General features: G+C 53.2%; 19 protein-coding genes. 4 read left to right on the forward strand and 15 right to left on the reverse strand.

The genetic code is table 11. The features are described from left to right. Positions 1 to 15 precede the first annotated feature (15 nt). From BBD38_RS03190 to BBD38_RS03210, 5 genes are all read right to left on the reverse strand, one after another. Positions 16 to 1,491, reverse strand: a complete 1,476-nt coding sequence (locus BBD38_RS03190; protein WP_066684447.1) for a family 4 glycosyl hydrolase — start codon at positions 1,489 to 1,491, stop codon at positions 16 to 18. A gap of 36 nt (positions 1,492 to 1,527) precedes the next feature. Continuing rightward, positions 1,528 to 2,490, reverse strand: coding sequence for an ABC transporter permease (locus BBD38_RS03195; protein ID WP_066684449.1), 963 nt, complete (start codon positions 2,488 to 2,490; stop codon positions 1,528 to 1,530). A 2-nt stretch (positions 2,491 to 2,492) separates the two neighbouring features. Continuing rightward, on the reverse strand, positions 2,493 to 3,989 hold the full coding sequence (locus BBD38_RS03200) for a sugar ABC transporter ATP-binding protein (protein WP_066684451.1): 1,497 nt from the start codon (positions 3,987 to 3,989) through the stop codon (positions 2,493 to 2,495). 89 nt (positions 3,990 to 4,078) lie between these two features. Then, entirely contained in the window at positions 4,079 to 5,140 is a 1,062-nt protein-coding gene (locus BBD38_RS03205; protein ID WP_066684454.1) for a sugar ABC transporter substrate-binding protein, read from the reverse strand. A gap of 87 nt (positions 5,141 to 5,227) precedes the next feature. Continuing rightward, positions 5,228 to 6,265 (reverse strand): alcohol dehydrogenase catalytic domain-containing protein, encoded by a 1,038-nt coding sequence (locus tag BBD38_RS03210; protein ID WP_066684457.1) that lies wholly within the window; start codon positions 6,263 to 6,265, stop codon positions 5,228 to 5,230. Positions 6,266 to 6,724: 459 nt separating this feature from the next. On the opposite strand from BBD38_RS03210, the gene BBD38_RS03215 reads away from it, so the two are divergent. Genes BBD38_RS03215 through BBD38_RS03225 form a run of 3 tightly spaced genes read left to right on the forward strand, consistent with a single transcriptional unit; the run spans position 6,725 to position 10,919 of the window. Beyond that, positions 6,725 to 8,353 carry a response regulator transcription factor gene (locus BBD38_RS03215; RefSeq protein WP_066684459.1) on the forward strand — a complete coding sequence of 543 codons (1,629 nt, stop codon included), beginning with the start codon at positions 6,725 to 6,727 and terminating at the stop codon, positions 8,351 to 8,353. Between the two features lie 20 nt (positions 8,354 to 8,373). Continuing rightward, positions 8,374 to 9,447, forward strand: coding sequence for a sensor histidine kinase (locus BBD38_RS03220; protein ID WP_066684461.1), 1,074 nt, complete (start codon positions 8,374 to 8,376; stop codon positions 9,445 to 9,447). Then, positions 9,444 to 10,919 carry an ATP-binding cassette domain-containing protein gene (locus BBD38_RS03225; RefSeq protein WP_066684463.1) on the forward strand — a complete coding sequence of 492 codons (1,476 nt, stop codon included), beginning with the start codon at positions 9,444 to 9,446 and terminating at the stop codon, positions 10,917 to 10,919. The genes BBD38_RS03220 and BBD38_RS03225 overlap by 4 nt, the downstream gene beginning before the upstream one ends. Before the next feature lie 54 nt (positions 10,920 to 10,973). On the opposite strand, the gene BBD38_RS03230 is transcribed toward BBD38_RS03225, so the two are convergent. The 8 genes from BBD38_RS03230 to rsxC all read right to left on the reverse strand — a co-directional run bounded on the left by BBD38_RS03230 (position 10,974) and on the right by rsxC (position 18,018). Further along, positions 10,974 to 11,570, reverse strand: coding sequence for a recombinase family protein (locus BBD38_RS03230; RefSeq protein WP_066684464.1), 597 nt, complete (start codon positions 11,568 to 11,570; stop codon positions 10,974 to 10,976). Between the two features lie 111 nt (positions 11,571 to 11,681). Then, positions 11,682 to 12,269, reverse strand: a complete 588-nt coding sequence (locus tag BBD38_RS03235) for a Maf family protein (RefSeq protein WP_235829085.1) — start codon at positions 12,267 to 12,269, stop codon at positions 11,682 to 11,684. Beyond that, complete coding sequence (locus BBD38_RS03240) at positions 12,230 to 13,213, reverse strand: 4Fe-4S binding protein (RefSeq protein WP_066684469.1); 984 nt, start codon at positions 13,211 to 13,213, stop codon at positions 12,230 to 12,232. Before BBD38_RS03240 ends, BBD38_RS03235 begins: the two co-directional genes overlap by 40 nt. Before the next feature lie 548 nt (positions 13,214 to 13,761). Beyond that, entirely contained in the window at positions 13,762 to 14,346 is a 585-nt protein-coding gene (gene rsxA, locus BBD38_RS03245; protein WP_066684471.1) for an electron transport complex subunit RsxA, read from the reverse strand. Beyond that, positions 14,346 to 15,005, reverse strand: coding sequence for an electron transport complex subunit RsxE (gene rsxE / locus BBD38_RS03250; protein ID WP_235829086.1), 660 nt, complete (start codon positions 15,003 to 15,005; stop codon positions 14,346 to 14,348). Before rsxE ends, rsxA begins: the two co-directional genes overlap by 1 nt. A 5-nt stretch (positions 15,006 to 15,010) precedes the next feature. Next, on the reverse strand, positions 15,011 to 15,604 hold the full coding sequence (locus tag BBD38_RS03255; protein WP_066684473.1) for an RnfABCDGE type electron transport complex subunit G: 594 nt from the start codon (positions 15,602 to 15,604) through the stop codon (positions 15,011 to 15,013). Continuing rightward, on the reverse strand, positions 15,597 to 16,541 hold the full coding sequence (locus BBD38_RS03260) for an RnfABCDGE type electron transport complex subunit D (protein WP_066684475.1): 945 nt from the start codon (positions 16,539 to 16,541) through the stop codon (positions 15,597 to 15,599). Before BBD38_RS03260 ends, BBD38_RS03255 begins: the two co-directional genes overlap by 8 nt. Before the next feature lie 91 nt (positions 16,542 to 16,632). Further along, complete coding sequence (gene rsxC, locus BBD38_RS03265; protein ID WP_066684478.1) at positions 16,633 to 18,018, reverse strand: electron transport complex subunit RsxC; 1,386 nt, start codon at positions 18,016 to 18,018, stop codon at positions 16,633 to 16,635. A 210-nt stretch (positions 18,019 to 18,228) separates the two neighbouring features. On the opposite strand from rsxC, the gene BBD38_RS03270 reads away from it, so the two are divergent. After that, positions 18,229 to 18,930 carry a TM7S3/TM198-like domain-containing protein gene (locus BBD38_RS03270; RefSeq protein WP_082989458.1) on the forward strand — a complete coding sequence of 234 codons (702 nt, stop codon included), beginning with the start codon at positions 18,229 to 18,231 and terminating at the stop codon, positions 18,928 to 18,930. A 58-nt stretch (positions 18,931 to 18,988) separates the two neighbouring features. On the opposite strand, the gene BBD38_RS03275 is transcribed toward BBD38_RS03270, so the two are convergent. Together BBD38_RS03275 and BBD38_RS03280 are read right to left on the reverse strand one after the other, a co-directional pair. Beyond that, positions 18,989 to 19,945: a zinc dependent phospholipase C family protein gene (locus tag BBD38_RS03275; RefSeq protein WP_066684483.1), complete on the reverse strand. Its 957-nt coding sequence runs from the start codon at positions 19,943 to 19,945 to the stop codon at positions 18,989 to 18,991. 22 nt (positions 19,946 to 19,967) lie between these two features. After that, the gene (locus BBD38_RS03280) at positions 19,968 to 20,507 is read right to left on the reverse strand and encodes a DNA-3-methyladenine glycosylase I (RefSeq protein ID WP_066684485.1); all 540 of its coding nucleotides are present in this window, start codon (positions 20,505 to 20,507) and stop codon (positions 19,968 to 19,970) included. Positions 20,508 to 20,567 lie beyond the last annotated feature (60 nt).

Raw genomic sequence — 20,567 nt, forward strand, 5'->3', positions numbered from 1 at the left:
CTGCCGCGAGAGATTCTATTCTTCGTACATTTCGTATGGAATACTGCGGACTGCTCCGCCTTTATAATTTTTATCCGTAGGGAAATAGGTCCCGTCTTTCTTCGACTGTTCGAGCCGCATTTTGGCCTGTGCAATGCCATCCTTGAACTGCGGAAGCCATTGTTCTTCGGCAACAAGCATCTCGTCCGTCATCTGGCGGATTTGCCGCGGGTCAAGCGCCGCGCCTGTAAGCGGATCAAGCAGCATCGCCTGGTAAAGCTTTTTTACGTTGCCCGTGCAGGAGGCGTCCGTCGCAAGCTTATTGACCGTAACAAGCCGGTTGATTACTTCGACCTGCGCGTCGTCCATCTCCCCGTAAACCGGAACGTTGATCCCGTGGATATCCGCATAGCACGGCACTTCGACAATCGCTTCGTCCATAATATTCTTGATCGATCCGTTATTCACGACGTTGATGTGCCCGCGGTATATCCGGTTGAGTTCCATGCCCTCCATCAGGAAGGATGCGTGTTCATGCGACCGTTTGCCCGCATCGAAAATGAGGCCGGGCGACTTCATCCTCAGCTCGTAGTTCTTGGCGGAAAGCTCCTGCTCCAGTTCGGACATCCCGTAATAGCCGTTCGTTTCGCCCGCAAAGCAGTGTACATAGCTGACCCAGTCGGCAAGGAGCTTCGGGTTGGTCCGGTACCACGGCACCAGGTCCGTAGTATGGCCGTTCTGTTCGGTGTTGTACGCCCCGAACCAGTCAAGCATATCACGGCGCGCCTTTTCCATTTCGCTGTATTTGGGATGCGCGGCATAGGCGTCCGCAAGCCCCGGGATCAGGTCCTTATGCCTTCCGGTTTCCCGGTCTGTCGTCCACACGTCGGTATAGAAGCCCATGTGGTTTACTCCAAGGCAGGTAATGTAAATATCTTCCACCGGCATATGGTATACGCTTGCAAACTGCCTGTGGCCGATTCCCACGCCGTGGCACATGCCGATTGCCGGAACCTTTCCGTACTTGGCCGCTGCCCACGTGGTCATGGTCAGGGGATTGGCGACATTGAAGAACATCGCGTCGTCCCGCGCGTATTGCTTCATATCCCTGCATATATCGAGCACAAGTGGGATCATGCGCTGCCCATACATGATGCCGCCCGCGCACAGGGTATCGCCCACGCACTGGTCGAGACCATAGGAGAGGGGAATCATCAGGTCGCATTCCCATCCCTTGAGTCCGCCGACCTTCGCCATATTGAAGACATATTTCGCGTCCTTGATTGCCTCGGCACGGTCGGTGGTGGCCTGTATTTTGATGGACAGGCCGTTTTCATCGATATCCCTCTGGCAGAGCGCCGTCGAGCGTTCCAGTTTCTCTTCGTCGATGTCGGTAAACGCGACGTCTATCTGCTGGAATTCAGGCACTGATAAAATATCGTAAACCAGCTTTTCCGCATATTCCACACTGCCGGCGCCCACAAACGCCACTTTGAATTTCTTGTAATCCATTTTTTCCTCCTGTTTTAATTTTTCCGCGAATACTCGCTAAGCGATTTTCTGGGTTTCCCTGTTCCTCGAAAGGCAGTCGAACCCTACTGCCAGCAGCAATACGACGCCCTTTACCACCAACTGCGGATACTCGCCCACATTGAGGAGCACGAATCCGTTCGTCAGTACGCCAATGATGAGCACGCCGATAATCACACTGGATATCTTTGCACGTCCGCCCGAAATGCTGACCCCGCCAAGCACTACGGCGGTCAGTACATCGAATTCAAAATCCTTTCCGGTCAGCGGCGAACCGGAATTGAGACGCGAAAGCATGATGATTCCGGCAATGCCTACGAACAGTCCGCAGATCGAATAGGCCAGGCGCTTCATGCGGTTGACCTCAATGCCTGAAAGCTCGGCGGCCGTCTCGTTTCCGCCGATTGCAAAGAAGTATCGCCCAAAATAGGTTTTAGTGAGAATAAACCATCCCACAATCAGGCAGCCCACCATGATAATGACCGGAACCGGGATGACTCCCCCGACAAAGCCCTGCCCGAGGCCCCGGAAGCTTTCCGGGAAGCCTATGATCGATTGTCCGTTCGAGATCATATAGGCAATGCCCCGCAGGATGCTCATCATGGCAATCGTGGCGATCATCGGCGGCATATTCGTTTTGGTGATAATCGCTCCGTTGAGATAGCCGATCAGAATCGTGAGCACGATCACGACCGTGCAGGCAAGTATGGGGTCCAGGCCCATTTTCGCCATCATATATGCGCAAAGCACGTTTCCAAAGGTGATCTGCGAGCCGATGGACAGGTCGATCCCTCCCGTGAGCAGTACAAGCGTCTGGCCTACGCCCGCAATCGCGATCATGGAGACCTGCCGCAGGATATTCGTAAAGTTTGAAAAATCGAAAAATGTCGGCGACAGGCATGTAAAGATCACAATCTCAATAATAAAGACAATGAAAACGCCGTATTTTTTTGCGATTGTCCCGATCGAAATGTTTTTCATAATCAATTCCCCCCCGTTTTCGATGCATAATGCAGAATTTTTTCCTTGTCGAAATCCTCATGCGTCAGTTCCGCCGTCATATTGCCTTCGCACAGCACGATCATGCGGTCGGCCATGCCGATCAGTTCTTCCATTTCTGACGTAATCATGATAATCGCCTTGCCGTTTTCCACCAATTCGTTCATTATCATATAGATTTCATGTTTTGCACCCACGTCGATTCCGCGGGTTGGTTCGTCCAGGATGATAAGGTCGGGCTCGGTCGCCAGCCATTTTGCCAGTACGACCTTCTGCTGGTTGCCCCCCGAAAGGCTGTTGACCTCCTGTGTCATGGTCGGCGTCTTGATTCTCAGGCTTTCCCTGAATTCGTGCGCTACGCTCTTTTCCTTTTGTTTATCGATGACCGTTAATTTGGAAAGCCTGCGCAGTTGTGCCAGGGTGATATTGTCCTGTACGGACAACTCGAGGATGGCGCCCTGCTGCTTCCTGTCCTCAGGCACCAGCGCAATCCCGTGATCCACCGCCTGCGCCGGGGACCTCGGCTGTACTTTTTCCCCTTTAAAAATGATTTCCCCCGACTCCGGACGCGCCATGCCGAAGATCATCTGCGCCAGCTCCGTACGGCCCGCGCCCATGATCCCCGCGAAGGCAAGTATCTCGCCTTTGCGCACATGGAAGGATATATCCTTCACCCCATTTCCCGTCAGGTGTTTTGCCTCCAGCACGATCTCTCCATAAATATTTTCCTTCCGCTTGGGAAAGGTCTCCTTGAGTTCGCGGCCCACCATCAGCTTGATAAGTTCTTCCCGGTTGGTCTCCGCCGTATTCATTGTTTTAATCAGCTGCCCGTCGCGCAGAACGGACACCCGGTCGGATATGCTGAATATTTCCTCCAGGCGGTGCGAGATATATACGATCGTAACGCCTTCCGCCTTCAGCTGGGCGATGATCCCCATCAGGATATCCACCTCCGCCGTTGTAAGCGGCGCGGTCGGTTCGTCCATAACCAGTATCTTTGCGTTCTTGGAAATAGCCTTTGTGATTTCCACCATCTGCTGGTACCCGATGCTCAGGTTTTCCACCAGCGACCTCGGGTCCATCGTCATATGGAACCGCTTGAGTATTTTTGTGGTTTCCTGCTCCATGCGCTTCATGTCCGGAACAACCCCTTTGCGGATCGGGCATCCTAGGAATACGTTTTCCGCTACGCTGAGCTCGTTTACCAGATTGAATTCCTGATAGATAACCGCAATGCCGTTTTCCTGCGACAGCGCGGGCGAAAGCTTGTCAAACCGTTTCCCGTCTATGATGATCTCGCCGCTCGTGGGGGTGACCGCCCCGCTGCAGGTTTTAATCAGGGTCGATTTTCCCGCGCCGTTTTCGCCGACCAGCGCATGGACCTCCCCCTGCCTGAAATCGATCGTGACGTCATCCAGCGCAACCGTCCCCGGATATCTTTTGGTAATGTTTTTAAATTCCAGAATTACCTGCTCTCCCACGATTTTTCCCCCTTTACCTTGAATTTATGGCGGACGGGCTCCAAGTGCTCCCGCCCGCCATTTTCCGCCTCACTCCGCTGCTGCGGGGCTTAAAGCGCGATGTTCTCCCTTGTGATGAAATCGTCGATATTCGATGCGTCAAGCTTTTCCAGTTCGGAAAGGTAAACGTCTTCGAGCGGATCGCCGTTCACGATCATCATGGAAAGCTCGTACAGCTTATTCGCCATATATGAATCGCTGCCCACGCATACCGTCGCCAAAAGCGGATTGCTTTGGTCCTTGACTGCCGACAGGATGTCGGTCGTCGTGTCGACACCGAACACGCCGATCTTGCCGTCATTTTTCCCTGCCGCGATCAGCGCTTCGCTGCCGCCCATCGCTCCGCCGCCGGTGGTGGAGATAACTGCCACAAGGTCCGGGGTCGCCTGGATCATATTCTCTACGACCTTCATGCCCTGTTCTATATTCTCTGCCGGCTGTTCCGCAACGATTTCCACGTCGGGAACCATCTTGCCGATTGCATCCTTTGCTCCGTTATACCTGTCGATTGCCGACTGTGCGACGAGCGGGCCTGTGACAATCCCGATCTTGCCCTTGCTGTCATAATTTTCCTTGATCCAGTCCGCGCACATTTCGCCGCTCGCATATCCGATATCGTAATTCGGGCAGACAAGCGCTGTTGTGTTTCCTTCAACCTCTACGCCGTAGCCGATAACCGGGACGCCCGCTGCGACCGCTTCCTTCACGGAGCTGCTCGCCGCGGAGGGATCGACCGCCTCGCAGATGATGATGGCGTCAACCTTGTTCTGGACAAAGTTCTCGATCTGGGACGCCATCTTGGAAGGATCGTTGGATGCGGAAACCAGCGTCAGCTGTACGCCGTTTTCATCACATATTCCCTGTAGGATGTTGGTGATCGAGGTGTAGGCGGGAATCGTCAGGTCCTTAGACGTAAGGCCGATGGTGATTTCCTTTTTGTCGGCTCCCGCGCTTTGTCCGGCGTCGCTTTTTGCCGCGTCGCCCTGCGCTTGTGAATTCTCCGCCGGAGTTTCCGCAGCGTTTGCGCTCCCGTTCTCCGCCGGTGCCGAGCATGCCGCCAATGCCGCGATGACCAACAGGCAAGCCAACAATAATGCAATCCTCTTCTTCATTTCTTGTTCCTCCTTGTTTATTTGTTCTTACTGCCAAAGGCAATTTTCAAATTCATTTTTTACATTCCCTAAGGGTTAAACTTCCTCTTAGGCCTTGCCGCCGTCGGTAAAATCGAACATTACCTTTTGCGGCACGCCCGTTTTCCGCACTTCCAGTGCCTTTTCCCAATCCTCCGGTTTAAAGATATGCCTGATAAACGGTTTTTTGTCGATCCTTTGGAATAGTTCAAGCGCCCTCGGATACATGTAGGGCGATTGGAATACTCCGACAATCTTCACCTCTTTGGTAAAGAACGACGCGAGATCGAGGGAATAGGCGGCCTGTTTCCCATAACACGCGAACAGCTCGAGCGTGCCGCCCCTGCCGAGAATCTCGTAGGCTGTCTGTATGACCGGCACTACTCCCGACGACTCCACAACCACATCGAAGCCCATGCCGTCCGTGATTTCCAGGCTGCGCGCCAAAACGTCTTCTTTCTTGGGGTCGATCACATAGTCCGCTCCCATTTTAAGGGCCATTTCGCGCTTTTCTTCAACCGGCTCGATTACCGTCAGCCGTGCCGCCCCCGCAAGGCGCAGCAACTGAACGAACAGCATGCCGATTCCGCCGCCGCCCGTGACGGCAACCTTCATCCCCGGGCGCAGCCCAAGGAGGTCTATCCCGCGCTGTACGACGGATATGGGCTCGATCAAAGCCGCCTCGCGCATATCCGTATCATCCGGGAGTTTGAATACCTGCTGTTCGTTTACCACCGCGTAGTCTGCAAAAAAACCTCCGCGGGACTGCATGTTGGAACAGAACTGCTCTTGTCCGTTACGGCAGTAATAGCACTTCCCGCAATGCTGGTTATAATAAAGAGCGACCTTATCTCCTTTTTTGAGTCCTTTAGCCGTCGCTTTCGGCCCCAGCTCCGCAACGTAGCCTGCGGCCTCGTGCCCGAGGATATAGCAATCCCCTTTTTTAATTTTGAGAAAATCATCCTCGTGCCCGTTCATAATGTTGATGTCGGACCCGCAAATTCCCGCATAGGCAATGCGTACAAGTACATCGTCGGGATAAATGGTTTCCGGTTGTTTCAGGTTGTACAGATGCGTTCCCGGACAGGTATAGCAAAGCGCCCTCATATATAAATTCCCCCTTTTTTGATACAATGATGGAGTAACCCGGTCGTTCGTCTGTCTTTTATTTTTTTCAACTCAATGATTGATCGGTGGGTGGCCACCCTGATGATGCTTTTATCATATTGATTTTTCCTGCTGCATTCAATACGGCAATATTTATTATTTGTGCACAATTTTAATGTCCTGTAAAAAAAATGACGAAATATGACCCGTATGTGATAAAATAAGATGAAATAATATCACAGATGATTTACGGAAATTCCATGTCTTTCTTTATTTTGATTACGCGACTTATTCAAAGAATTCTAAAAGAACGGCAAACGATTGAGATCAGCGTATTTCAATATAAGCGCAATTGTGGGCGCACCTTTGTTCCGCGGGCAAGATGAAGTTTGACAGGCGCCATGTGAATAGGCCCCAAAAATTTGACATATTTTAATTTAACATTGGAAAGGTATCGGTATGAAGATTGTAATTGTGGATGATGAAATCTATATTATTGAAATGCTGAAATCCCTCATCGAATGGGATTCGCTCGGGGTAACGCTTGCGGGTGTTGCCACGGACGGGATTTCCGCCGAGGAGCTCATCGACAGCGTGTGCCCGGATATCGTAATTACCGATATCCGCATCCCCGGTTTCGACGGCCTCGAGCTGATCCGCCGCTGCCGCCAGAAGAACATGCAGATGCAGTTTATTATCATCAGCGGCTTCAGGCAATTTGAATACGCCCGCAATGCCATTCGCTACGGCGTGAAAGAATATCTGCTCAAGCCCATCAAAAAAAGCGAGCTCAATACGGCGATCAAGGGGCTGGCCGCCCAAATCAGCGAAAACTCCAAGCGTGCCAAATTCCTGGAACGGCAGAATTCCCTGCTCACCTTCAGCCAGAGCCGCCTGCAAAGCGAATTTATGGAAACGCTGGTGGAAAACCCGGGCCTCCTCGACCGTCCGCTCGGGGATATCAACCGTGACTTTATGCTGGCCTTTAAAGAGGGGATGTTCCGGGTAGCCGTCTGCAAGATCGACGTGGATTCCGGGACGGACAGCGGCGCAGGGGATTACTTCGTTGACTCCCTGAAGGAGAAGATCGTATCGGATATCAGCGAGGCCGCCGCTCCTTTTTGCCATACTGTGCTGTATACGGGGAAAACAATGCGCATTTATTTCCTGCTGAATTACGCTCCTGAAAACAGGGACGCCCTTAACAATGCGGTTTCCGGGGCGTTTTCTTCCCTGCATAAATACGCTGCAAAATTTGAGGCCATTGATGTTTCATTCGGTTTTGGAGACGAGGTGAGCGGGCCATGCGGGCTTGCCGAATCGGCAAATGGGGCCGAAAACGCAGTTCGCCAGCGCATCGTCTGCGGATGCAACCATATCCTGCACCCAGTGTACGCTTCCTTTCCCGATCCTTCCGAGGTCTTTACAATCACCGAGCAGCGGCTGATGAAAAAAAACATCGAATGCTTCGACCTTAAGGCGCTCGAGCAGCAATGCCAGACCTTCTTTACCCAGGCTGAATTGCTCGATATCAAAAACGCTCTTTTCTTTTGGGAATTGTGCCGCGGTATTCTTGCTTGCTTCCAGAATGCCCTTATTTCCATGCGCCTGGCCGAAGAAGACGAGCGCGCGAAAGCGGCCGGGGGCCTGGAAAACCTGCTCGACAATTGTTCCGGCCTGCGGCGTTTCAGGAAATGCTTTATTGAGTTCATCACCGGGCAGCTGCAAAAGTATTACGATATTGAAGATTCCTCCGAGAACGTCGCAGTCATAATCGCGAAAAAATACATTGCAAACCATTACGCCGATAAAATATTACTTAAGGACATTGCAGAGCAGGTCTATCTTAACCCGGTTTATTTCAGCATTTGTTTTAAGCGCGACACAGGCCTTAATTTCGTGGACTATTTAAACGAATACCGGATCGAAAAAGCAAAGGAAAAACTGAAAACGGTGCATTACAGCATTTCGGAAATTGCAGAAAGCGTCGGGCTTCCCAACGTCCGGTATTTTTCAAAAACTTTCAAGCGATACGTCGGCCTGTCACCCGCGGAATACCGCAAACGATATGGAAGCCTCGGTATTTAAGCCGCACGCAGGAGAAGACTATGAAAACAACAGACAGCCATAAAAACATATTTTCCCGCAAGCTGGCAATCGTATTCTGTATTTTTTCCGCAATCCTCGCCTTCGTAATCCTTTTCCCGAGCGTGACTTTCGCCCCTCTCCCCTTCGACACCCTCCCGTATATCCTGTGGTTTGTCCTTTCGATTATTTTCCTCGCCGTTTTTGTCCTGTTTTTTTACCGCAGCGTTTACAAACCAATCATGCATCTCGAATTCAGGCTGCGCACGCTTTACGGGAACATATCCCCGAACCGCAAGGAAAATGACCGCATAACTTCCGTTCCGCTTGAGGTCATGCTGGAAGAAATTTTCGAATACCAGCAAACCTTTGCCAACCGCGAACTGACACTTCAATATCTCCGCACGGAAGCCGAATTAAGCGCCTTACAAAGCCAGATCAATCCTCATTTCCTGTTCAACACCCTGGAGTCGATCCGCGGATGCGCGGAGAAGAACGGGATCGCGGAAATCGCGGATATCACGGAAGCAATTTCAAACCTGTTTCGGAACAGCATACAGGGGCCCGGCACCCTTGCCACCCTTGCCGATGAGATCGACAACGTTCGCAATTATATGCTGATCCAGGAATTCCGCTTCCCAGGGAAATTCAAATTTGAACTGAATTATCCATCCAACGATTTTTCGCTGCTTCAGTACCAGCTTCCCAATTTAACGATCCAGCCCCTTGTGGAAAACTCGATTTTCCACGGCCTTGAGTTAATTCCTTCCGGCGGACGGATTGGCCTCGACATCTACACCACCGAGTCGCGGCTCGTGATCCGTGTAAGCGACAATGGCTGCGGCATCCCCAAAAACAGGCTTGCCAACCTGAACGAGCGGCTTTCGTCCGGCGAAATACTCAGCGGCGGCCACCAATCATCCTCTACGGGAACGGGAATTGGGCTCACCAACATCCACCAGCGCATACAGCTCCAGTTCGGAGCCCAGTATGGGCTGACGGTAGCGAGCACGCTCAACATTGGAACCGAGGTCGAGGTTACCCTGCCGCTGCTCTGCACACCCTCTGACGTGCAGGAACGGGAGGCCGTACCATGATTAAAGAAATATTACGCGCCGAAAACATCACAACCGCAAATAATTATTTTCCTGCGCTTAATAACGCATGGCTGAACGTGCGGGACGGCGAAACGGTCGGCCTGCTCGGCCTGAATGGCTCCGGCAAATCCGCGCTGATTAAAACACTCTGCGGGATACGGCCTCTTGCGCGGGGGCGTATCTACCTGAACGAAAAGCCCGTCAGCTTCAGGAATTACCACGATGCGCAGAGCCACGGGGTTTTTTGTATTGACCGGCTCGAGGTATTGTTTTCGGAGATGAGCGTTGCCGACAATATTTTCCTTACAAACGGCCGCAATCCCGGCCCCGTTATCCGCGAGGGGTTTTTAAGGCACAAGGCGCGCAAGCTTCTTTCGTCCCTTGAAATTGGCCTGTCCGGGGACGAGGCGGCCAACCAGCTTTCAAGCCTCCAGCAGTTGGAGGTGCTGATCGCCAAGGCAGTGGCGGAAAATGCACGCATCATTATTATCGAGAGCATTTTATCGGAATTCGGGGAAGAACAGTTAGGCGAGATATCCGCGCTCCTGCACCGTATCAACGAAAAAGGAATTTCCCTGATTATTTCAGATTATATGCCCCGCCCGCTCGCTGAATTGTGCAGCCGTATCTTTGTCCTCCGCGAAGGGAGCATCGCAAGCGTGTGCCACACCCCCTGCGACGAAGGCCTGCTTGGCACCCTCATGGTGGGCCGCGAGCCGGACCCGATGCCCTTTGCGGCGCCAAGCCCGCAGGAGCCGTTGGAAAAAGTTTTTGAATTCTGCAGTGTTGCAGATGAAAGTACGCTTTTTGGATTGTCGTTTTCGGTTTTCCGGAACCAGGTAACAGGAATACTGAGCCGCGATGAAATCATTAACCGGCATATTGTAAAGCTGCTGCGCCAGCGCAGCGGATATTCCGGCTCCATCCGGCTGAATGGCGCGTGCGGATTCGATCCCAAACGGATCGGCATTGTTCCTGAAGGCGACGTCATTTTCGACAATCTCTCTCTTTTTGAAAACATCATACTGCTCGCTCAAAAAGAATACAATTCCCCCCTCGGCCTGATTTATCGTCAAAGGATACGGACGATTTACTCCGAGGTTATCCTTCCATTTTTTGGAACCGAATTAAAAAAAATGCGTAAATATGATATTTCAAGCCTTGACCGCGTCATGCGCAAGGAAATCAGTATCTGCCGCCAGTTGATGGTCAATCCTTCGGTCCTGCTCTTAATCAATCCCACAAAAACACTGGACCATCCGTCTGCCTCCGCTGTCCTGAAAAAAATTTCCGAACTCAGCAGGGCTTTAATTCCTTCCTGCATTATTTCCGGAAACATATACGAACAACTGTCCATATGCAGGAAAATTTATTTTATCGGCAACGGGCAGACCGAACGGGAATTCGATCTCTCCGTCGATACGCCGGAAGCCGTCCTCGACTATTACCGTACATATTTTGTGAAAGGATAGAACCCGCTGGCCGCCGCATGAAGCTGACGCGCACGGCCGGAGGCGTTCCGGGGATTACCGGTTGGCCACTTCCCCCGCCCATTTGAAAAACGTGGCATGCGTCACCTTGAGCCTGCGCGCGGCCTCACGGCCGCTGATATGCTTTTTCTTCCACAACAAATATACGTCGGGGAATTCCGCCGGGATGGGCTTTACGGGCCGTCCGAAACGGACTCCGCGCAGCTTTGCGGCGGCAATTCCTTCCGCCTGGCGCTGGCGGATGTTTTCCCGTTCCTGCTGCGCGACGTAGGAAAGAAGCTGGAGCACGATATCCGCGATCAGGGTCCCCGTGAGGTCCCGCCCCTGCCGCGTATCAAGCAGCGGCATATCCTGCACCACAACCTGCGCGCCCTTTTCCTTTGTAATAATCCGCCACTGGGCAATAATTTCTTCGTAGTTGCGCCCCAGCCGGTCAATAGAATGGATGACCAAAAGGTCTTCCCGCCTCAGCCGGCGCAGCATCCTGCGGTACTGCGGACGGTTAAAATCCTTCCCGCTCAGCTTATCGAGAAAAATATTTTCTCGCTCTACCGGAAACTGCATAAGCGAAATCATCTGCCTGTCTTCGTTTTGCTCCCGTGTCGATACCCTCGCATAACCGTAAATATTCATGTTCAATCCTCCTGTAGATGGTTTGCATTCACAGAATAACACGTTTTTTAACGAAAACACAAAAAAATACCCGGAGCCGATGCCCCGGATATCCTCTTTCCCTTTATTGAATCAGATTGCGCCGAGCTCTCCAAGCATGCCATAAAGGCCTGAAACCGGAAGGCCCACCACGTTGAAAAAGCAACCCTCGATACCTGTTACGAATTTTGCGGCCGGTCCCTGGATGGCATACGCGCCCGCCTTATCCATCACGTTTTCTTCCGCCAGGTAAGCCTCCGTTTCTCCTTGGCCCAGCGGCCGGAAAAACACCTTGGTGGTGAATGTTTTTGAAATGCTCCTGCCTTCGCGTACGACGCATACGCCCGTATGCACGAAATGCGCCCTTCCCGAAAGCGACGCAAGCATACGGCGCGCGTCGTCCGGGCCAGCCGGCTTCCCAAAAACCTCGCCGCCAGCTTCCACGACCGTATCCGCGCCGATCACCGTTTCATCCGGGTAATCCCGCGCGACACTATGCGCTTTCTTTTCCGCGAGAAATCGCACCATTTCACGCGGGTCTTCAATCTCGCATGTTTCGTCCGCACCGGACGCCACCACGCGAAATTCCGGCGTAATCAGCGCCAGCAGTTCCCTTCGGCGGGGCGAGGCGGAGGCGAGGATCATGACTTCGGTACCATTGTGATGGCTCCGAGCTTGCACGCTTCCTCGCACAGGCCGCAGCCACGGCAAATATCCGTAACCGTATGCGTCATTTTGAGTTCGCCTTCTATGGCGCCAAACGGGCATGCCTTGGCGCACAGGGTGCAGCCCACGCATTTTTGCCGGTTAATCGCCGCTCTAAGGTCCGATTTTGTGGTCAGGATACACTTGCGCGGACATTGCTCCACGCACAGCCAGCAACTCCTGCACTTATCCGGATTTATCACCGGAAGGTTATTTTCCATCGTAATCGCGCCGAACGGGCACAGATTCGCGCACTTTCCGCAGCCAATGCAGCCCGCGCTGCAATTTTCCATGACCTCGCGGCCGCGGCCCGTATTGGTGCAGCCTACGTAAACGTCCACGTTTTTGGGCAGCACCGCAATCGAGCTTTGCGGGCATTGTTCTACACACCGTCCGCAGCCCGTGCACTTATCTTCATCGATAAAGGCGATCCCGTCCGGGCCCATGGTAATCGCGTCAAACTTGCATACCTTCGCGCAGGTGCCAAGCCCAAGACAGGCGAATTTGCACGCCTTGAAGCCTCCCGCAATGGCGTAAGCCGCGCGGCAGTCGAGCGCGCCGTCGTATTCGAATTTGTTTTTGCAGTGTCCTTCGCTTCCGAGGCACATGATGCGCGCGACCTTGGGCACAAGCTCTCCTACGGAGATTCCCAGTACCTCGCCGATCTTTTTCGCATCGTCCTGTGAAAGCACGGCGCAGGCCGAAACCTCCGCTTTCCCAGCCACAAGGGCGTCCGCAAGGCCGTCGCAGCCCGGATACCCGCAGCCGCCGCAGTTGGCCCCGGGCAGGTTCTCCCGCACCGCAACCACGCGTTCGTCTTTCTTTACCGCAAATTTTTTGGACGCTACGCCCAGCATGATTCCGAACACCGCGCCGAGACCCCCGAGCACGATGATGGACCAGATAATCGGTTCAAACATGATTGATTTTCCTTTTAGTTATTTATTAGAGCCGTTAAGCCCCTGCACAAAAGCGTATGCAGGATCGAGATAGTTTGGCGGCGCAACGAGCGACCCGAGACAGGCGTATTGAGACATACGCCGACGAGGGAAGTCGATGCAAGCCGTCAAAATAGCCGATATCTGCATGCGCTGACAAGGTTCCGCTCTAAGACCCGTTTAAGTCCCGCCTTAAATCCGGCAGGGATTCCATCCATGCTCCCGGAGCGCAGGACGGATTGGATACTCTTTCCACTATGCTTTAGCGTGCATGGACGAGACAGCCCCGCGGCACGCCTGCGCTGCCTATGCTTCCGGAGCGCTCAGGGCGGGTGAAATCTTTTCCGCTATGCTTTAGCGTGCATGGACGAGACAACCTTGCGGCACGCCTGCGCTGCCTATGCTCCCGGAGCGCTCAGGGTGGATGAGATACCGCGCCGGCAAAGGTTCGCAGGACGAGATAGAACATAGACGTTCATCGAGGTCTGCGGACATGCAGACGGCGCGGAAGATCGCCGCACTGTGTGCTCCTACACTAAGCCGGAGAAACCCATAAACGCCACACTCATCAGCGACGCCGTTATAAGCGCGATCGGGAATCCCTGGAAAGGCTTTGGAATCGCGGAAAGCTCGAGGCGTTCGCGGATGCCTGCAAAAAGCACGATGGCAAGCGTAAAGCCGAGCGCGCCGCCCACGCCGTTCACCAGTGATTCCACAAGGTTATACTGCTCCGTAATGTTAAGGATCGCGACGCCGAGAACCGCGCAGTTGGTGGTAATCAGCGGCAGGTAGACCCCGAGGCTTTGGTACAGGCCGGGGCTGGTCTTTTGCAGCACCATTTCAACGAGCTGCACGAGCGCCGCAATCACCAGGATAAAGGCGATTGTCTGCATATATTCCACGCCCAGCGGCACCAGGATATAGTATTGCACGAGCCACGTGATGAGCGACGCCATCGCCATAACGAACGTAACGGCCATGCCCATGCCCACTGCCGTTTCCACCTTTTTGGAAACCCCGAGGAAGGGGCAGATGCCGAGAAAGCGCGAAAGCACAAAGTTGTTGACCAGGATCGAGCTTAAGAGGATGGTTAGAATACGAATAAAGGTATCCATTATTCACGCACCTCCTTTGCCTGTGCCGGTTCTTCCTTCGGCGCTTTTGATTTTGTTTTCTCGCGCTGGAGCACGATTTTATTGATGAGCGCAAGCAGCAGTCCCAAAACGAGGAAGCCGCCCGGCGCAAGGATGAACATCAGCGCCGGGGGGTAATCCGCACCGAACACGGAAATTCCGAACAGCGAACCGTTGCCGATCAGTTCGCGCACCGCCGCGATCATCGTAAGCGCCACGGTAAAACCGACGCCAATGCCGATTCCGTCCATCATGGATGGAATCACCGTATTCTTGGCGGCAAACGATTCCGCGCGCGCCAGGATAATGCAGTTTACCACGATCAGCGGAATAAACAATCCCAGCGATTCATAAAGCGACGGGATGAACGCCTGCAAAACCATCTGCACCACCGTTACGAACATTGCGATTACCACAACATAGCAGGGAATCCTTACCTTGTCGGGAATAAAATTCCGCAGCAGGGAAATCAGCATGTTCGAGCATGTCAGGACAAAAATAACCGCCGCGCCCATACCGAGCGCGTTGGTGACGGAGGTTGTGACCGCAATGGTCGGGCACATACCGAGCACCAACCGGAACGTTGGGTTTTCATTGAAGACGCCATTTAAAAATACGCCCTTCATCATCTGCTTATCCATTCCCGTCACGCTCCCTTCCCGAGGTATTGCTCGCCGAATTCACGCGCAAGGTTGACCGCGTTCGTAACGCCCCTGCTCGTAATCGTCGCGCCCGTCAGGGCCTGTACCTCGTTTACCGCGCCGGTGGGGGATTTTGCCACCACCAGCGGGCCGTCTGTTTCTTTAAACTGTTCGAGCCACTCCGGGTTCGTGGCGTTCGCGCCAAGACCGGGAGTTTCATCATGCGCGGTAATCTCTACGCCCGTTACCTTGCCATCCGCAGCAATGCCGATGGTAAGCGTAAGCCCCGCCTTATATCCCTTGGTAACGATGGAATACGTATAGCCAACGGTTCCGCCGTCCGCCGTTCCCTCGTATACCTCTTTAATATCCGAGAATTTTTCATGGTCGTAATCGATGCCGTCGAGCGCGACCTGCTTAAAATCCTGCGCGTCGGGAAGCACCGCCTGGCGCGCTTCCGTTGCTTTTTTAATGTTTTGCTCTTCAATCGGCCCCTTGGTGACGGCGTACACAAGGCCAAGGATGAGGCCCGCGCACACGGTAATAATCACGAGGCGAAGCACGAGGTTGGGAATGCTGCCGCTGTTTGCCTTATTCATTGACCTTCTTCACCTCCCCAAATACCTTTGGACGAAGCACCTTGTCAAGGAGCGGCGTCAAAAGGTTCATAAACAGGATCGAGAAGGACACGCCTTCCGGATATCCGCCCCACAGCCGCACAATCATGGTGATCGCGCCGCATCCGATGCCGAACACAAGCTGGGCCTTCGGCGAGGACGGCGAGGAAACATAATCCGTCGCCATGAAAAATGCGCCGAGCATCAGGCCGCCCGCGAAAAGCTCGAAGAGAATCATTCCCGGCTGGCCCGTAAGAAGCGTAATCAGGGCAACCGTGCCGAGGTAGGCACACGGGATGCGCCATGAAATCACCCGGCGGATCATCAGGTAGGCCCCGCCGATCAGCAGCGCAAGCACGCTTGTTTCGCCCATGCTGCCGCCGATGTTGCCGATGAACATATCCCACAGCCCCGGAATGGCGTCCCCGCCTTCCTTCAAAATGCCGAGCGGCGTCGCCGACGCCACCGCATCCACCCCGGCGTGCGGGGCAATGAAGGTCGTCATGGCAACCGGCCACGAAATCAGCAGGAAGCACCGCGCCGCAAGCGCGGGGTTCATAAAGTTGTGGCCAAGCCCTCCAAAGCATTGTTTTACAATAATGATCGCGAATGCGCTGCCGCATACCGCCAGGTACCACGGCGCGGTGGACGGCAGGTTCAGCGCAAGCAGCAGGCCCGTTACAACAGCGGATAAATCGCTGATCGTAACTTCTTTTTTGGTAAAGAACTGCACCGCGGCCTCACAGCCAACCGCACTTCCAATGCACAGCGCGATCGTCCAGAGGCAGCCGGTTCCAAAAAAATACACGGCGGCAATACACGCGGGAATGAGTGCGATGATAACATCGAGCATAATGCGCGTAGTGCTCTGCTGCGATTTGATGTGCGGCGACCCGGACAAAATCAACTCTTGTTGCATAGCCTTTCCTTTCAAAAAAATATTGATAAATCAGTTTATTTATGAAGGCCTTTTCGATTGAAAAGGCATCAAAAAAATCACCACATCGGGCTTATTCCGCCTTTTCCTCCGGCGCTTCTTCCTTTTTCCGCTCCGCTTCCATGGCGGCCTGCTTCGCCCGTTCGGCCGCCCTTCTGGCAGCGATCATGTCCTTTGCGAATTTGATGTTCTGGGCAATCGGCTTTTTGGCAGGGCACACATAGCTGCAGCAGCCGCAGCTCATGCAGTCCATCGCATGGTTTGCCTCCGCGCGGTCAAAATCCTCATACAGCGCAGACGCCGAAATCATCATGGGCAGCAGGCGCATCGGGCATACCTCCGCGCACTTGCCGCATTTGATACAATTGGTTTCTTTTTGCTTTTTGGTATATTCCTTATCCAGCACAAGCAGCCCGGAAAACCCCTTGGTGACGACGCAGTCGAGCGTCGGCAGGGGCAGGCCCATCATCGGTCCTCCGGATACGATTTTCAAAGGCTCGGAAGAGAAGCCGCCCACATAATCGAGCACCTCCTGCGCGCTTACGCCAATGCGTACGAGCAGGTTTTTGGGTTCTTTCACCGCGCCGGAAACCGTAACGACCCGGCGGATCAGCGGTTCGCCCGCACAAAACGCATCCGCAATGGCCTTTGCGGACGCAATATTGACAACCACCACGCCCGCGTCCATCGGCAGGCCGCCCGCAGGAACCACGCGGCCCGTAATCGCGTTAATCAGCTGCTTTTCAGAGCCCTGCGGATATTTTGTCTGCACGGGCACTACGCGGATCGCGTGCGTGTCGACAACCGCCGACATTTTTTCAATGGCTTCCGGTTTGTTGTCTTCAATGCCGATAATCGCCTTTTTCACGTCCAGCGTACGCATCAGGATTTTGACCCCTGCCAGCACGCGCTTCGGGCATTCGACCATCAGCCGGTAGTCCGCCGTAAGGAAAGGCTCGCACTCCGCGCCGTTCAAGAGAAGCAGGTTAATGTTCTTCCCTTCCGGCGGGGAAAGCTTCACATGGGTCGGGAAGGTCGCGCCGCCCATGCCGACGTTGCCCGCGTCCCGGATGCATTCAACCAGTTGTTCCCGGGACAGGCCCTCGAAATTTTCCGGCACGGTAAACGCCGTTTCGTCCTTGCCGTCGTTTTCAATGACAATGGCCTGCACCGGATGCCCGCTTATACCCGGGATTTCCGTAATCGCCGTGACAACGCCCGACACGCTTGCGTGCACCGGCACGCTGACAAAGCCCTGCGCCTCGGCGATCTTCTGGCCCATCAGCACGCGGTCCCCCGTCTTTACAATGGGTTTCGCGGGTGCGCCAATATGTTGTGAAAGCGGAATCTTAACAATATGCCCCGCGGGCATTTCTTCGATCGCGCACTTTTCCGTCAGTTTTTTTCCTTCATATAGGTGATGAAGCGGATGAATTCCGCCCGTAAATGTCAGGCTCATGTTTTACCCCCCGGATGTCCTGCTTCACGCGGGTTCCCCGCGTTTGTTTACCAAATTGTATTATAGCACAACCTTTTTTTTTTCTAAAGTTTTTTCTATCGTATTATTTTTTTTAATTGCTTTTTATTGTTGAAACGGCGTATATCCTCCTTAAATTTTTATTACTTTTAGGCCGCCGGTTTGCATTTACGGTTTTCTGTGTCTATAATAATGAATAAGAAAATCCTGCAAAGGAGTATGCTGTCTATGGCCGGAATCATTCCCATTATTATATTGCTCGTTATGCTCGTGCTGGGAATCCTGTACTGTTTTTGGGGATATAAATACCTCAAGGTAATTTTATTCCTGTATGCGTTTTTCATGGGCGCATATTATTCGTATACGTATCTTGGCACCTATGTTCCCGCAGTTGCAAACTGGCTGTGGCTTGTGAGCCTGATTATCGGAATCGTTTTTGCGCTCCTCGCGTTTTTCTTTGTAAAATTTGCTATTTTCGTGGTGGGCGGCATGGTCGGCCTGATGGTCTTCGACCTGCTGAAGCAGGCGTTTCCCTCCACCTTTGCCGGAATGGAGCCGTTGACCCTGTTTTTCATCGGCCTCGGCCTGTTCGTCGTCCTCGGGGCGATTACGCTCGCCTCCCGCAGGCATTTTGTGATTATTTTTTCCGCCATTTACGGCGGATACACCATTATCAGCACGGTAGGCATCATCATCGGTTTGTTCTTCAATGCGAACGTACTCGGCGCCGTAACGCTTGGGAACTATAAGCAGGTGCTTACCTCCGTCAGCGTTTTCAACCAGGCGGAAACATGGATGCTGATCCTTCCCGTCGCGGTCTTTGCCATTGCAGGCATGATTGCGCAGTATAAATTTACCGCGCCGGGTACGCGCCGCGGCAAACGCACCGCGTAAAACGCCATAGGAATACAGATGAAAAAGCTGCCCCGGTTTTTCCGGCGGCAGCCTTTTTTTACGTTTTGCATTTTGCGTCCCGCAGGCCCGTTTCCTTTTTGGGAGGTTCCTTCACATGCACCAGCGGCGCCTTCTTATACATCCGCTTGAAGGGTTTGCGTTCTTCCTGCGGAACAATCGCCTTGCCGTGGAAGGATACATTGTAAAATTCGCTTTCAAGCTGCGTAATATCCACCCTGTCTTCAAAAAAGGCCTGCACAAGCCCGATGCGGCGCACCGCCCATGTAACCGCCCGCTCCAGCAGCCCGAAATAGAAATCGTAATCATAAAGCCCCGCATAGGTTTCGATGGGCTGGTACAGCATTGTTTTCAGCTTCAGCTGGGAAATTACATTCAGCAGCCCCAGCTTCCTGAGGTCTGCCCTTGTCGGCTGCGACACAAGCCCGTTATAATAGGCATAATACCTGGCCGCCTTGGTATACGGCTGTTCGTCCACCTTCAAACCGGGAAACAGGTACGACATTTCCCTGTAAAAAGTATCGATTTCCCTGCCGGGCACAATGGTGTCGCGCGCAAACTGCTCCTTGTCGAACGCATAGGCGTCCACCCCGTTCTTCTTCGCATAGAGGATATCGAGCGCGCACTCCAGCGTGTTGTGGGTGGACATCGGCTTTGTCTCCGCGTTGATGTGCGGATGCAGGAACATATCGAGACAATAGTGCGTAATATACCCGTAAAAATAGCTTTTCAGGGTATCGCTCCCCTGCTTTTTCACATACTCCGCACCCTCGCAGAAGAAACGCTGGGGCCGCGTATAATGAAGCGCCCATCCAAGCATTTTCATTTTTGCGCCGCACAGGAAGAAATAAAATTTATACAGCAGGAAAATATCCCCGCCCTGCGAACCGGAATAGTACGCGGACAGGTTTTCCGTGATAATTTTTTTTGCCCGCGCGTCCGTGAGCTTTTCAAGGATGTTATCCGCGGCAATTTTATGTGTCAGCGTTGTGGGCATAGGTTCCCGCCTGTCTGATAAATTATTTCGAGCCTTCGAGCGCCGACGTATACAGGAAGCAACCCGGCTCGTGCGCTTCCAGGATTCCGATGCTCTGCATAAAGGACTCCGCCATTGTGGGGCCTACGAATACATAACCGTACCGTTTGAGGGAAGCAAGCAGCGCCTGCGGCTTTTTGAAGGAATAAACATACTTAAAAAAGCTGCCGTGCTCGCCGATGACGCGCAGCGTAGCGCGGGCGTTTTCACGCACTGCAAAAATCTTCCTGCGGTTGCGGATAATCCGCTGGTCGAACAGCAGGGAATCGAGGTATTCGTCTTCAAGCTCCGCGCATTTCCTGATGTCAAAACCAAAAAACGCCTCGCGGAACGCGCCGCGCTTCGCAAGCACCGTGCGCCACGAAAGCCCCGCCTGGAAGCTTTCAAGGCAAAGCTTTTCAAACAGGGACGTATCGTCCGTTTTCAGCCTGCCGTATTCATTATCATGATATTCTTTCAGCAGCAGGTCCGTGACCCAGCCGCACCTTCTTTTTTCCGGTTTCAAATTCACTAATTTTTCCATAGAACATATATTAACACATTTCATGGCCGTTATGGTAGAATTATATTGAATTTACATAAA

This window comes from Christensenella intestinihominis, assembly GCF_001678845.1.
In the GTDB taxonomy this organism is placed as follows: Bacteria; Bacillota; Clostridia; order Christensenellales; family Christensenellaceae; genus Christensenella; species Christensenella intestinihominis.